The sequence below is a fragment of the Chitinophaga sp. HK235 genome (genome assembly GCF_018255755.1).
Taxonomy (GTDB): Bacteria; Bacteroidota; Bacteroidia; order Chitinophagales; family Chitinophagaceae; genus Chitinophaga.
Genome location: NZ_CP073766.1, coordinates 5029983 through 5044884 on the forward strand (window position 1 = coordinate 5029983; position 14902 = coordinate 5044884).

Here is a 14902-nt window from a genome sequence, read left to right on the forward strand (position 1 = left end):
TCAAAAACCTTTTGATCATAAATGGATTGGTTTGGTTGGTCCAGATTACCCTGCTTAAAAAGTACGGGTATGATATGAATGACCTTTTTGCTCTCCATTACTGGGGGTCACCGGGATTCCGGCCTCATCAGTTCATCACCCACCTGTTCATGCACTCTACCAGCGATCCCTGGCACCTGCTCATGAACATGTTTACGCTCTGGATGTTTGGCGCTACCCTGGAAAACAGGTGGGGGTCCAAAAGGTTCCTGATCTTTTATATGATATGCGGCATAGGCGCTTCGCTCTGTTATATGGGCGTTCAGACCTATGAGAATATGACCCTGGCCAAATATGCCAATGCTTTCCTGGACAACCCTACGTTCAGCAACTTCGTGGCGCTGGATAAGAAGTTCCATCTGGACAATGCCAATATCAGCATGAGCGATATGAAAGAGGCTATTGCACAGGGTAATACACTGGCTATCGATATGGCGAAAATATATGTCAAACAATATATGCTCGCTTACAGCAACAGCATCGTAGTAGGCGCTTCCGGCGCGGTATACGGTATCCTGTTTGCTTTTGGCTATCTCTTCCCCAATGCTATCATCTTCCTGTATTTCTTCCCCATAAGGGCCAAATACTTTGTGGCTTTTATGATCCTGACGGAAGTATGGGCCGGGATACAAAACTCTCCGGAGGACAATGTGGCACACTTTGCTCACCTGGGCGGCGCACTTTTTGCGTACCTCCTGCTGAAAGGCTGGAATAAGAGGAACAGAACTGATTTTTATTGACGCAAGACTATATTTAGCCGTAATTTTGTATTGAAAATACTCGTACCATGCATGCGTTGGAAAAAGAGAAAATGCCCCGCCTCTCCCTCGGAGAAGAACGGAATATGGTCACCCAACTAGTGATTTTTAACCTCACTGCTTTTATATTCCTCCTTTTTACACTTGTGATTTACAAGATGGAAGTAGGGAAAGATGGAGAGGCTATTTTCTATAAAAATATTATGAACTGGCTGCGGTTGCCAGCTGATCCGGCCAAACTGATGGTTCGCCCCTGGACAATGCTGACTTCTCTGGTTACTCACATAGAAGTGTGGCAGATTTTTACCAATATGGTGTGGTTATGGTGTTTCGGCACTTTCCTGCAACATATTGCAGGCCATCAGCGTATCCTGCCGATATACCTTTTTGGCGGCCTGACAGGCAACCTGTTTTACATACTGGGTGTACAGGCAATTCCGGCCCTGCACGCTCTTCTGCCTAATGGTGCCATTATGGGAGCTTCTCCCAGCATTATGGCCATGGCAGCAGGCGCTACCCTCATCTCTCCCCGCTACCGTATTTTCCCTTTACTGGCAGGTGGTATTCCTCTCTGGATCATCACCGTGGTATATGTGGGCCTGTCTGTAGCCACCAGTGTAACAAGCCTCAGCGGCATTGCCTATCTGATCCAGATTACAGGCGGTGGTCTTGCTGGTCTGTTGTTTATGTACAGCTGGAGAAAAGGACGTGATTGGGGTGCAGGCTTCAACAGATTGCTCTTCAAATTAACCCATGTTTTTCATCCGGCTGCTCAGCGGATTAATCCGGAAGATCTTAAAGGCGCAGCCCAAAATATCCCCGCTGCCGGAGAAAATCAGCCTTTCCGCCGCGTCGGACAGGTGCCTGAACAACGCCTCAACGAAATACTCGATAAGATCAATGAAATGGGGCTGGACTCCCTGTCCCCTGAAGAACGGGAAACATTGCTGCGGGCCAGCAAGTCTTCCAAATAATATTTGGTTATTTAGTCATTTGGTGATTTGGTCATTAAAGTAATATCTTACTATACATCAAATAATCAAATGACTAAATAATTAAATCCCTAAATGAAATTTGTTTGTGTACCGTTGCTCGTTTCATTGTTGTTAAGTGCCTACCTCCCCTTACTTAACCCCGGCGATTATTGGATAGCCGGATTTGCCCCCCTCGCCTTTCCACTTCTTTTCCTATTATGCCTGTTGTCGCTATCTTTCTGGATATGGCGAAGAAAAAAAAGATATGTTTTCTATACCATCGCTGCATTGTTATTATGTCTCCGGCCCGCCTTACGTACGTGGGGATTCCATATACTGCCCAAGGACAATATCACCAAAACTTCCGGCAGCCGGGAGTTTACGCTGATGACCTATAATACCAGCAGCATGGGATTACAATCCTACAAGATCAATCCGCAAATACGAGCAGCTGTTTTCCAGCAGATCAATGAGAGCCGGCCCGACATCCTGTGCATGCAGGAGTTTTACACCAACGATCATCCTGAATTATCAAACCATATAGATTCCCTGCGGAACATCGGCCAATATCCTTATCACTACTTCACCTGCGACCAGGTATCCTGGAACACGTGGTATTACGGTATCGTTCTCTTTTCCCGCTACCCCATTGCTGCTGCTACGGCCATCCCATGTGATGAAGAAGCCAATGGCAGCGGGCGTAGTTTCCTGCAGGCAGATATTGTTATCCAGCAGGACACGGTACGGGTTTTCAGTGTACAGTTTACTTCGTATATGTTTTCCCGTAATGATTATAGCAACCTGAGATCACATCCTGTATTGGTGATGGGGAAAATGAAGCGCACCTTTCGTCGCAGGACTGCGCAGGCCCGGCAACTGGCCTCACTGGTCGCAGCCAGTCCCTATCCGGTGATCGTTGCCGGAGACTTTAATGATCCACCAGCCTCCTACAGCTATCATACCGCAGCAGCCGGGCTGCAGGATGTTTTCCTGCAAACAGGCTTTGGCTGGGGGCGTACACTGTCGTATCTGTCGCCCACCTTACGGATCGATTATATCCTGCCGGACCAGCATTTTGATATCAAAGGATGCCGGGTCCTGAAAACACCAACGTCAGAGCATTTCCCGGTAATATCCCGTCTGTCGTTGAAAAAACACTAACTTTATTCATTCAACAAACGTGGAAACGCGGTGCGATTCTTAAGACTATTTACGAAAGGCGTTTTTGTGATCATCAACCTAGGAGTGGTGTTACTGTTTCTTGCCGCCTGCCTAGCACCGTACATTTCACCGGCCTGGTTCTGGCCGATCAGCTTTATCACCCTGGCATTTCCTTTTTTACTGGGGCTGCTGGTAGTGTTTATGGTTGGATGGCTGTTTTTCAACTACCGGTATGCATTTTTATCCCTGATCGCGCTGTTCCTGGGATGGAAGTCTATCAGCGCGTTTCTGGCATTTAACCTGCCGGCGGGCAACAAGCCGGCCCCTCCATCAGAGAGCCTGACGGTGATGAGCTACAACGTCAGCCAGTTTGGCCTTTACCGGGAAAAAGACAGTAAATACAACCGCCAGGCTATGTTTGCCCTGATTAAAAAACAGGAACTGGACATCGCCTGCTTCCAGGATTTTTATACTTCGGAGAAAAAGAACGATTTTAACAACCGGGAAGATATTTCCAGAGAGATGAAGTTGCCCTATCGCTTTTTCTCCAGCGATTTTAACCGCAATGGTATGCAGCACTGGGGTTCCATCATCTTTTCAAAATACCCTATTATTGCGTCCGACAAGGTAAAAATGAGTATGGGTCCTCTGAGCGAAAGCCTGATCTATGCGGATATTGTGAAGGATGATGATACGATCCGCATTATCAATATGCACCTGGAATCGTATCGGTTCAATGAAAAGGATTATACTGATATCAAAAAAATCAAGAACCAGGAAGATACCGGGCTGGTGGCCACCAAAAATATCATCCAGAAAATGCGGGAGGCATACATCCGTCGCAGTCAACAGGCCGATATTGTAGGTAATTTTATCCGGCAAAGTCCTTACCCGGTGATCGTATGCGGGGATTTTAACGACACCCCGGCTTCGTATACCTATTTTACCATCAAGGGTGATCTGCAGGATGCCTTTTTGAAGAAAGGACTGGGTGTAGGGCGTACTTTCGGAGGGCTGGCCCCTACCCTGCGCATCGATTATGTGTTTGCCAGCACCGATTTTAGAATCAACAGCTTCCGGAAGATTATTTCAGACCTGTCTGACCACTATCCGGTTATCGCAAACCTTAGCCTTATCGGCGGCGGTTTACGGGAAGTAGAAGTAAACAAATAAGTATAAATTATCATGAAAATGTTTAATATTTTGAGATCTGACCGATGTTGTTCCCGGACTTTTAACTTACGTCTGAAACAATATTTATCTTTGCCATCCACCACCGGAGAAAAAGCGTGTTGTTAACGGCACGCCACCGGACATTCTTAATTACAGCATATGTCAGAACTCAGAATATACAATTCATTACATCGTCAGAAAGAAGTATTCACCCCCTTACACCCTGGCCACGTAGGCATGTACGTGTGCGGTCCTACCGTATCGGGTGAATCTCACCTGGGCCATGCCCGCCCCTACATCACGTTTGATGTGGTATACCGTTATCTGCAGCATCTGGGCTATAAAGTGCGTTATGTACGCAACATCACGGATGCCGGCCACTTTGAAGAAGAAGGCCGTGCTGCGGAAGACAAGATTTCCAAGTTTGCCGTACTCGAAAAGCTGGAACCCATGGAGCTGGTGCAGAAATACACCAATCTGTTTCACTGGGCGATGTTGCAGTTCGGGTGCCTGGAACCAAGCATTGAACCTACCGCTACCGGCCATATCATAGAACAGATTGAAATGATCAAAACGATCATGGAAAAGGGATATGCCTATGAAGTAGACGGCAGTGTTTATTTTGATGTGAAAAAATATGCCGCCAGCTACGATTACGGTATCCTCAGCGGCCGTGTTCTGGAAGACATGCTGGAAACCACCCGTGAACTGGAAGGACAGGACGACAAACGCAACAAGGCAGATTTTGCCCTCTGGAAAAAAGCACCAGCTGAACATATCATGCGCTGGCCAAGCCCCTGGGGTGAAGGTTTCCCCGGATGGCATATCGAGTGCTCCGCTATGAGTGCCAAATACCTGGGTCACCAGTTTGATATCCATGGTGGCGGTATGGACCTGCAGTTTCCTCACCACGAGTGCGAAATCGCGCAGAGTGAGGTTGCCCATGGCGATATGATGGCCCGTTACTGGATGCACAACAATATGATCACCATCAACGGACGTAAGATGGGTAAAGCCTATGGCAACACCATCAAACTGACGGAGATGTTTACCGGCAGCAATTCACAGCTGGACAAGGCTTACAGCCCTATGACCATCCGGTTTTTCGTATTGCAGACCCATTACCGCAGCACACTGGACTTCTCCAACGAAGCATTGCAGGCCGCGGAAAAAGGATTGCAGCGTCTCTGGGCTGCTCATGAAACGCTGCAGAAACTCAGCTACAGCGCAGCCGCTGGCCCACTGAACGAAGAGCTGGACAAACAGGTGCGCAACTGGTGCCTGGAATGCGCGGAGTTCATGAACGACGACGTTAATACCGCCAAAGTGCTGGCCAACCTGTTTGAGCTGACACCGGTTATCAACTCGCTGAAGGGCGGTCAGATCAAGATGCATGAGATCAGCGAAGACACCTTCGCCCTGCTGCAGCAAACCTGGCAAACCTATCTGATAGACATCCTGGGCATACAACAGCCACCTGCAAGCAGTGATGACCATCTGCTCGACGGTGTGCTGCAGATGCTGATATCCATGCGTAAGGAGGCCAAAAGCCGTAAGGACTATGCCTCTTCCGACAAGATCCGCAATGAGCTGCTGAGCATTGGCATCCAGCTCAAGGATGAAAAAGACGGTACTGTTACCTACAGTGTTCAATAAGCTAAATATTTGAAGAAGATAATGCGTAAAGCTCTGATCATTTTGACAACGCTGGCCATCACGGCCGGCGCTTGTCAACAGCAGTCAACAAAAACGGAAAATACTGCGGACAGCACCGGGGCCAGTAAAGTGGCCAAACTGGCCGTGCCCGTACCGGCCTTCAACGCGGATTCCGCATATGCCTATACCGCCAAACAGGTAGGCTTTGGCCCTAGGATACCCAATACACCGGCACAGCAGAAATGTGCAGACTGGATGATCAGCACCTTGCGGAAGTGGGCAGATACGGTATATGTGCAACGCACCACCGTTACCGGCCCTCATAAAGAGAACCTGCCCTGTATCAATATCATCGCCAGCTTTAACCCGGCTGCCAAACAGCGGGTGCTGTTGCTCGCCCACTGGGACACCCGTCCCTGGGCTGATGAAGATGCCTTTGATAAAAAGGGTAAACTGGATGGTGCTGATGATGGCGCCAGTGGTGTAGCCGTGCTGATGGAAGCTGCCCGGCAGTTCCGTGCCCAGCGGCCGGAAGCAGGGGTAGACATTCTGCTGGTAGACGTAGAGGATTATGGCGTAAAAGACAATGAAAACTCTTTCTGTCTGGGTACCCAGTACTGGGCTAAAAACCCGCATGTAAAGGGCTATAAAGCCAACTACGGCATACTCCTGGACATGGTAGGCGGTCGCGGTTCACAGTTTTATATGGAAGGTTCTTCCCAGCAATATGCTTACGGGCCTATGAAAATGTTCTGGGACGTGGCCAATCAACTGGGATACTCCGACTTTTTCCGTTACGAGAAAAACGGCTCCTACATTACGGATGACCACATTTATGTGAACACCATGGCCAACATCCCCACTTTTGATATTATCGCCTGGCAAGCCAACGGCAATTTTGCTCCGCACTGGCATACCCAGAATGATAACATGAGTGTGATTGACACCAAAACATTAAAAGCAGTAGGGCAAACGATTCTGCAGGTGATTTATAACCAGCCGTTTACCTATTGATATCACCGGCCGGAGTGCAGGATTTACAGGATATATACATTTAACCGATAGTTTATGCCCAGCCCATCTGGTACTCCGGTAACGGAGCACGCTTATATAGCTCATCTCTGCAAAGACAAAAAGCTGCAGAAGATTATCGCCGGCCCGCTGGCGGCGCGGGTAAAGCGAAAGAATTTTGCCGTGCGCCTGATGCAGGCCATTATGAACCAGCAGCTCTCCACCAAAGTGGCTGACGTGATCTACGCCCGTTTCCTGGCCCTTTACAGCCATAAGGAACCTACTCCCCAACAGGTGATGGATACACCGCCGGAGGTACTGCGTGCTATTGGCCTGTCCAATGCCAAAGTATCCTATGTGCAAAATGTAGCCAACTTCGTGCTGACGGAAAAGCTTACAGACGCCAAACTCCACAAAATGGACGACGAAGCCGTGATCATATGCCTCACCCGTATCAAGGGTGTGGGCCGGTGGACGGTGGAAATGCTGCTGATGTCACACCTTCATCGGGAGGATATTTTCTCTATCGACGACCTGGGCATACAGCAGGCCATGACCACACTGTATAAGCTCGACCCCAGTAATAAAAAGCTTTTCAGGGAAAAGATGAAAACGATCTCTGATAAATGGTCTCCTTACCGAACCCATGCCTGCCGCTATCTCTGGCAGTGGAAAGATTCCTGAATGTAAATACGTTGCGTAGTACCTCACTAAATTTGTGCTATGAGTTTGCAGGGAAGTCTATTCGATGAACCAGCCCCCGGGAATGTCATCAGTTTAAAGAACGGAGAACTGGCTTATTATCCGCACTTTTTCAATAAAGCGGAAAGTGATACGTATATGCAGACATTGCTGGACACCATCGCCTGGAAACAGGAATCAATGCGGATGTACGGCAAAGAGGTTTTATTTCCCCGGTTAATGGCCTGGTATGGCGATGCAGCCACTTCCTACAGTTTTTCAGGCAATACGTTTGTGCCACAGCCCTGGACGCAAGCATTAACAGACATTCGCGACCGTATTACCCCAACGGCCGGCACCACATTCAACAGTGTATTGCTCAACCTGTACCGTGATGGCAGCGACTCTATGGGATGGCATGCTGATGATGAGCCGGAACTGGGCCCTCAGCCAGTTATCGCCTCTGTTAACTTTGGCGCTGCCCGCCGCTTTTTGTTACGCTATAAAAGTGATCATCACCTGAAGTATGAAATATTGCTGGAACACGGCTCCCTCCTCATCATGAAAGGGACCCTGCAGCAATACTGGGAACACCAGGTACCCAAAACAAGCCGCCAGATCTCCGGAAGGATCAACCTCACCTTCCGCTTTATCCACCCGTAAAACCATATACACCTGCTATGAACAACCTTATTTTACTCATTGGAAATGATATCAACAACATTTCCAGCGGACAAAGCTGGAAAGACCTGTTGCAGGATATTATCACCTTCTGTCATACAGGCGACTGCGTGGAACTGGATGATAAAAAACCATTCCCGCTGCTGTATGAAGAAGTGTTTCTAACCGCCATCAAAAGAGAAAAAATGCGGGAAAGGGAACTGAAAGCATTTATTGCCATCAAAGCCGCTGAAATAAAATCCAACGGCATCCATGAAGCAATCAGAGCACTCAAGCCGGCGCATATCCTCACCACCAACTATGAGTTCACCCTCGAAGGCCGCACCCCGTTTGAGAATACCAGTCTTATCAATGAAAAATTCTACAGCATCTTCCGGAAATATACCATGGATGATATTCACTACTGGCATATTCACGGTGATTGCCTCAACCCCATGAGCATCAACCTGGGCTTTGAACATTATGGCGGTCAGTTGCAACTGATGCGTAACTATGTGGTCAGCGGCACCTTCTATTCCAACAAGGAAGTACCAAAGGCTTCCTTACTGAGACGCATACACGCCAAACAGGTATACTTCCATTCCTGGATAGATTTTTTCTTTACCCGTGACATCCACATCTTCGGACTGTCGCTCGATTTTGTGGAAACAGACCTCTGGTGGCTGCTCACCTACAGAGCCCGGCAAAAATTTCATCATAAAAATATTCCGGTGCCCAATATCATCTACTACTATATTCCGGAAGAGCTAAAGGTTGCCTGCAAATTCAAGCTGGACCTACTTTCCGCCAATGATATCCGGATTGTAAGTCTTCCCGGAAAAGATAAACGGGCCTATTACAACACCATCATCCAACGCATAGAAAAGATGAAATCGTAAACACTGATTGTAACTTTCTGCACACTGGCAGCGTTTTTGCAAACAAGAGGTATACTGACAAAAGTAAACCGTCAGGTATCTTTTGTTGTTAAAGATTAAAATCACAATTATGTTTTTCGAATTAGCATTGACGCTGGCTACTACATTGATGACACCCGGAGAACCCGTGCAAAAGCAGCAGCCCGCAAGAAACCAGACCATTTATGTGAAAGAAGCCAAAGAACCCTGCACCGGCGTAGCCCCCATGGAATGCCTGCAGATAAAGGGACTCAAGGATACAGCGTGGTCAAACCTCTTCACCAACATCGAAGGATTTAAATATATTCCCGGCTATCGTTACAAATTGTTAGTAAGGGTTACTACCATTAAAAATCCTCCGGCCGATGGCTCATCCATTAAATACACGCTGCGGAAAGTATTGGAGAAGAAAAAAGTAAATACGACTGCTGCTGAAAAAACAGTTAATACTGAAAATGGCCGTCTGTGGGCATTTATCACGAGCAAAAGATGGAACCTGATCAAAATGGGTGATAGCGTACTCACACAATCCGGTATCTGGGTTGAATTTGATCCGGCCACCAAACGCTTTCACGGCAAAGGCGGATGCAACAACATCTCCGGTGGTTTTAACGCCAGTGGTGAAAACATCAGCTTTACCATGCCCATCAGCACCAGAATGGCCTGCATGGATGAAAACGTAATGCGCCGTGAACACGAATTTCTGACCATGATCGGTGAACACAACTTCCGGTATGATGTAGCAGACCAGACACTCAACCTGTACGACAACAACAAATTGGTACTGATGTTTGGTATGCAGCCCAAGGAAAATAAATAACTACTTACTCACTCATTAAGAAAAGAAGAGGGTGTATCAAAAGGCACCCTCTTTTTTTATGTAAGGTCAAACCAAATGAGGTGTTTTTGGTTTTTATAGCATGCCCAAAGGAAAAACACTTTCAGTAGTCTTTAAAGCAAACCTACAACACCAGGCGATGCTTTTTCCACCCGAAATTGGAGATCTGATAGCAGAGAATCACCCAGTCCGTGTTGTGGATAATGTGATCGAAAAGATCGACATCACTTTATTATTAAAGCGGTATAAAGCAGGAGGGACGAGCAGTTATCATCCCCGAATGCTATTGAAAGTTCTTATTTACGCCTATATAAATAACATTTACAGCAGTCGTAAAATAGAAGAAGCACTAGGACAGAACATCCACTTTATGTGGGTAAGCGGAATGAGTAAACCTGATCATAATACTATCAATAGGTTCCGCGGCGAACGCCTACAAAAAGTATTACAGCCTATATTTACCCAAGTGGTCCTGCTGTTATGTGAAGAAGGCTTATTAAACATAAAAGAGTTATACACTGACGGGACAAAGATAGAAGCCCAGGCCAATCGCTATAGTTTTGTATGGGGCAATGGTATTAAGAATAGCAAAGAAAAAATAAAACAGCAGCTAAATGACTTGTGGAAATATGCCCAATCAGTGGCAGCTTCAGAGTTAGATGATGATACAGACCCATCTGGCTATGACAAAATAGACAGCGAAAAAGTCAGTAAAACAATAGCCGCTATCAATGAAGCCATCAAAGACAAACCAGTAGATAAGCAGATCAGACAAAAGCTGGGATATGCTCGCCGTAACTGGCCTACAGCCTTGGAGAAGTATGAAAAGCAAGAAGAAATCTTAGGTACAGACCGCAATAGTTATAGCAAAACCGATCCCTCTGCCACCTTTATGCGAATGAAAGAAGACCATATGGGGAATGGTCAGCTCAAACCAGCATATAATCTTCAAATAAGTACTAATAATCAATATATCGTCAATTACAGCCTCCATCAGCAGACTACAGACACTTCCACTTTAATTAATCACCTCCAACAGTATATAAATCAATATAAGCGTGTACCCAGCAATATTACAGCAGATGCAGGGTATGGTAGTGAACAGAACTATCAGTGGCTGGAAAACAAGCGGATCACAGCTTATGTAAAGCATACTTCCTTCGACCGAAATCAGCGCCAGTCAACTAAAGCAGCGGAAAAGTTCAAGGTTGAAAACTTACCCTACAATGCTGAAAAAGATTATTACATCTGCCCTGCTGGCCAGCGAATGCGCAGAAAAAGCATATTCCCCAAAACAAACAAAAACGGTTATGAACAAACGATAACTACGTATCAGGCTAGAACATGCGAGGGGTGTACATTACGGACGCAATGCCATAAACAACCAACAAATCGTGTCATAGAAGTAAATCATAATCTAAATCGCCTTAAATCTCTGGCTGACAAGCGATTAAAAACGAAAAAAGGTATACAGAAGCGCAAACAACGATGCTACGATGTGGAGCCTGTCTTCGCTAATATCAAGCATAACCATGGCTTTAAAAGATTTATGCTGAAAGGGTTGGATAAAATAACCACCGAAATAGGATTACTGGCCATGGCTCACAATCTTAGAAAGAAAACAGCATAAAATCGGACTAACCCTTCACTCCTAAAAATGAAAATCACAAAATCATTATAAAAATCTGGATATCAAACAAAGAAGCCGTCTCTTGTTTTGAGACGGCTTCTTTTTCTTTCTTTACTAATAAAGCTATGGTATAACAACTAAAACACTGTGTTATTAATAGGCGTCATTGCCTGGTCCCTGCACGGCAGCTACCAGCTTCCGTGTGGGATGATATTCAAACAACATAGCGTTGGAGATGTTGTCTCCTACTGCTACTACCACTTGTACAGTATCAGCTTTCTGCTCTGGTACCTGTACCAGCAGATAATCAGCATCAGCATGCAATACCTGTGCTGATACTTCACCAAAGATCACTTTGTTGGAAGCCTTATCCTGGCTGAAACCATGACCTCTGATGATCAGAAAATTTCCGGCGTTACCGGCTACTGTAGCTGTTTCTTTCTTTTCCTGGTTTGGGGTACAAGCTGTCATCGCTGTTATCATCAACAGCAGGGATACCACAAACATTCTTAAATGTTTCATGTTTTTATACTTCTTTTTGGGGGCGGGTAACAAACCCTGTTACAAATAAATCCGGGTTAACACTATCGCATGTTGCAACTCTTATCCGCAACAGTATATAATCGGTATTAAAACGGACGCAAATTTACGACGATTCTTTGTAAAAACAATCGAGTTAACCAACAAAATTTTAAAATTACGTACTACTACGTATCATCCTTATTCAATCAGCATATCACTTTTTTAACAGCTGCAACTTGTTGTATTCCCAGTTCATACGAGCGATGTGCAATACCGAAATCTGCTGCGGACATTCTGCTTCACAAGCCTCTGTATTGCTGCAATGACCAAACCCTTCCGCATCCATCTGGTCTACCATCTGCTGCACTCTTTCTCTTGCTTCTATTTCTCCCTGTGGCAACAATGCCAGGTGCGTTATTTTAGCACTGGTAAACAATGCAGCGCTGGAATTTTTACACACCGCCACACAGGCACCACAACCAATACACGCCGCCGCATCAAAAGCAGCTTCCGCCACACCATGCCCCACCGGTATACTGTTGGCCTCCGGCGCCTGCCCGGTATTCACTGAAATAAAACCACCCGCCTGTATCACACGATCCAAAGCACTGCGGTCTATTTTCAGATCACACCTTACCGGAAAAGCAGTAGCACGAAACGGCTCTATATATATCACCTCTCTTTCCCCGAAACTGCGCATATGCAGCTGGCAGGTGGTGGTGTTTTTCAGCGGCCCGTGTGCACGACCATTGATCATCACACCGCACTGTCCGCAAATGCCTTCCCTGCAATCATGGTCGAACTCGATAGTCCGTTCGCCCTTTCCCAGCAGCTGTTCATTCAACATGTCCAGCATCTCCAGAAAAGACATATCCGGATCAACTTCTGCCAGTTCATAATCCAGCATCTTACCAGCAACCTGGCTGTTTTCCTGTCTCCATATTTTTAATCGTATATGCATACACGATAGTTTATTTATAACTTCTCACGGTAGGTATAACAAATTCAAACTTCAGTGGCTCTTTATGCAATACAGGTGGGTTGTCTTTTCCTGCCCATTCCCAGGCCGAGATAAAAGAAAAGTCCTGGTCATTGCGCCTGGCTTCTCCTTCCGGTGTCTGATATTCTACCCGGAAATGAGCGCCACAGGATTCTTCGCGCGTCAGCGCATCATAACACATCAGTTCACCAAGCTCCAAATAGTCTGCAACCCTACCTGCTTTTTCCAGTTCACTGTTGATGGCCATCCCCCCGGGTATGTAAAGCTGTTCATAAAACTGCTGCCGTAATGCCTTTATCTCACTGATAGCCTGCTCCAGGCCTTCCCTGGAGCGAGACAGGCCACATTTGTCATACAGAATTTTACCCAGTGTTTTATGGAAATGATCAGCAGATAACTTACCACCTATAGACATCAATGCGCGCAACTGCCCTTCTACTCTTGCCGCTGCACTCTCGAAAGCAAGCTGACTGGTATCTATCGGAGGCGTTTTGATTTCATCAGCCAGATAGTTGCCCAACGTATAAGGTGCAATGAAATAACCGTCCACACAGGCCTGCAACAGTGAATTAGCTCCCAACCTGTTAGCACCGTGATCAGCAAAATTGGCCTCGCCCAACGCAAACAGGCCCGGGATGGTTGTCATCAGCTCATAATCTACCCACAGACCTCCCATCGAAAAATGTGCAGCCGGCGAAATACGCATCGGTTCTTTATAAGCATCGACCCCGGTGATTTTTTCGTACATGCGGAAGAGGTTACCATACTTCTCGCGGATTTTTGGCTCTCCCTGTTCCTTAATGGCCCTTGAGAAATCGAGGTATACCGCATTTTTTAAAGGCCCTATGCCATAACCCGCGTCTATACGCTCTTTGGCAGCCCTGGAGGCAATATCCCTGGGCGACAGGTTACCAAAAGCCGGATATCTTCGTTCCAGATAATAATCCCGATCTTCCTCCGGAACCTGGTTGGGCAGACGTTTTTCGTCCTTGTTTTTGGGCACCCATATACGGCCATCATTGCGCAGTGATTCCGACATCAGCGTCAACTTGGACTGGTATTCGCCCGACTGTGGCAGGCTGGTGGGATGGATCTGCGTCCAGCTGGGGTTGGCAATGAGTGCGCCCTTTTTATGTGCCCGCCAGATGGCAGAACCATTACATCCCATAGCCAGGGTAGACAGGTAATAAATCTTACCGAATCCGCCAGTGGCCAATATCACAGCATGGGCACCATGACGCTCTATATTGCCGGTATCCAGATTCCGGACAATCACACCCCTTGCCTTTCCGTCTATCGTTACCAGGTCCAGCATTTCATGACGGGCAAACAACTGCACCGTGCCCAGGTGTACCTGCCGCATCAATGCCTGATAGGCTCCCAGCAATAGCTGTTGACCAGTTTGTCCCCGTGCATAAAAGGTCCGCGACACCTGTACCCCACCGAAAGAGCGGTTATTGAGATAACCACCGTATTCCCGGCCGAAAGGCACGCCCTGCGCCACCGCCTGGTCTATCAGACTGGCACTGCATTCTGCCAACCGGTATACATTGCCCTCCCTTGATCGGAAATCACCTCCTTTGATCGTATCATAAAACATACGGAAGATGTTATCTCCGTCATTTTTATAGTTCTTACAGGCATTCACACCTCCCTGCGCTGCCACTGAATGGGCGCGGCGTGGGGTGTCCTGAAAACAGAAGCTTTTTACCCGATATCCCATCTCCCCAAGGGAAGCTGCAATAGAGCTTCCGGCCAGTCCGGTGCCCACTACAATTACCTCCAGCTTCCTGCGGTTGGCCGGGTTGACCAGTTTCGCATGCTCCTTGTAATAACGCCACTTGTCCTCCAGTGGCCCGTCCGGTATTTTTGATTCCAGCAT

Annotated in this window: 14 protein-coding genes; 11 read left to right on the forward strand and 3 right to left on the reverse strand. The window is 47.0% G+C overall.

From position 1 onward, the window contains the following. Nucleotides 1–74 precede the first annotated feature (74 nt). The 11 genes from KD145_RS18725 to KD145_RS18775 all read left to right on the forward strand — a co-directional run bounded on the left by KD145_RS18725 (nucleotide 75) and on the right by KD145_RS18775 (nucleotide 11498). Nucleotides 75–779 carry a rhomboid family intramembrane serine protease gene (locus tag KD145_RS18725; protein ID WP_212000723.1) on the forward strand — a complete coding sequence of 235 codons (705 nt, stop codon included), beginning with the start codon at nucleotides 75–77 and terminating at the stop codon, nucleotides 777–779. A gap of 47 nt (nucleotides 780–826) precedes the next feature. Beyond that, nucleotides 827–1771 carry a rhomboid family intramembrane serine protease gene (locus tag KD145_RS18730; protein WP_212000724.1) on the forward strand — a complete coding sequence of 315 codons (945 nt, stop codon included), beginning with the start codon at nucleotides 827–829 and terminating at the stop codon, nucleotides 1769–1771. A 93-nt stretch (nucleotides 1772–1864) separates the two neighbouring features. Continuing rightward, nucleotides 1865–2932 carry an endonuclease/exonuclease/phosphatase family protein gene (locus KD145_RS18735; protein WP_212000726.1) on the forward strand — a complete coding sequence of 356 codons (1068 nt, stop codon included), beginning with the start codon at nucleotides 1865–1867 and terminating at the stop codon, nucleotides 2930–2932. Between the two features lie 66 nt (nucleotides 2933–2998). After that, nucleotides 2999–4105 (forward strand): endonuclease/exonuclease/phosphatase family protein, encoded by a 1107-nt coding sequence (locus KD145_RS18740; protein ID WP_212000728.1) that lies wholly within the window; start codon nucleotides 2999–3001, stop codon nucleotides 4103–4105. 159 nt (nucleotides 4106–4264) lie between these two features. Continuing rightward, a complete protein-coding gene (gene cysS, locus KD145_RS18745; RefSeq protein ID WP_212000730.1) occupies nucleotides 4265–5761 on the forward strand; it encodes a cysteine--tRNA ligase in 1497 nt (498 codons plus the stop codon). 21 nt (nucleotides 5762–5782) lie between these two features. Continuing rightward, a complete protein-coding gene (locus tag KD145_RS18750) occupies nucleotides 5783–6775 on the forward strand; it encodes a M28 family peptidase (RefSeq protein ID WP_212000732.1) in 993 nt (330 codons plus the stop codon). A gap of 54 nt (nucleotides 6776–6829) precedes the next feature. Then, complete coding sequence (locus tag KD145_RS18755; protein WP_212000734.1) at nucleotides 6830–7456, forward strand: DNA-3-methyladenine glycosylase; 627 nt, start codon at nucleotides 6830–6832, stop codon at nucleotides 7454–7456. 39 nt (nucleotides 7457–7495) lie between these two features. Continuing rightward, entirely contained in the window at nucleotides 7496–8116 is a 621-nt protein-coding gene (locus tag KD145_RS18760) for an alpha-ketoglutarate-dependent dioxygenase AlkB (RefSeq protein ID WP_212000736.1), read from the forward strand. A gap of 17 nt (nucleotides 8117–8133) precedes the next feature. Continuing rightward, on the forward strand, nucleotides 8134–9012 hold the full coding sequence (locus KD145_RS18765; RefSeq protein ID WP_212000738.1) for a hypothetical protein: 879 nt from the start codon (nucleotides 8134–8136) through the stop codon (nucleotides 9010–9012). Nucleotides 9013–9121: 109 nt separating this feature from the next. Beyond that, nucleotides 9122–9850, forward strand: a complete 729-nt coding sequence (locus KD145_RS18770; RefSeq protein ID WP_212000739.1) for a DUF4377 domain-containing protein — start codon at nucleotides 9122–9124, stop codon at nucleotides 9848–9850. A 100-nt stretch (nucleotides 9851–9950) separates the two neighbouring features. Then, nucleotides 9951–11498 (forward strand): IS1182 family transposase, encoded by a 1548-nt coding sequence (locus tag KD145_RS18775; RefSeq protein ID WP_212000741.1) that lies wholly within the window; start codon nucleotides 9951–9953, stop codon nucleotides 11496–11498. A gap of 153 nt (nucleotides 11499–11651) precedes the next feature. Here the strand turns inward: KD145_RS18775 and KD145_RS18780 are convergent, their stop codons facing one another. From KD145_RS18780 to KD145_RS18790, 3 genes are all read right to left on the reverse strand, one after another. Next, a complete protein-coding gene (locus KD145_RS18780) occupies nucleotides 11652–12020 on the reverse strand; it encodes an IPT/TIG domain-containing protein (RefSeq protein ID WP_212000744.1) in 369 nt (122 codons plus the stop codon). A 214-nt stretch (nucleotides 12021–12234) separates the two neighbouring features. After that, nucleotides 12235–12981 carry a succinate dehydrogenase/fumarate reductase iron-sulfur subunit gene (locus tag KD145_RS18785; RefSeq protein ID WP_212000746.1) on the reverse strand — a complete coding sequence of 249 codons (747 nt, stop codon included), beginning with the start codon at nucleotides 12979–12981 and terminating at the stop codon, nucleotides 12235–12237. Nucleotides 12982–12991: 10 nt separating this feature from the next. After that, nucleotides 12992–14902: a fumarate reductase/succinate dehydrogenase flavoprotein subunit gene (locus tag KD145_RS18790; RefSeq protein WP_212000748.1), complete on the reverse strand. Its 1911-nt coding sequence runs from the start codon at nucleotides 14900–14902 to the stop codon at nucleotides 12992–12994.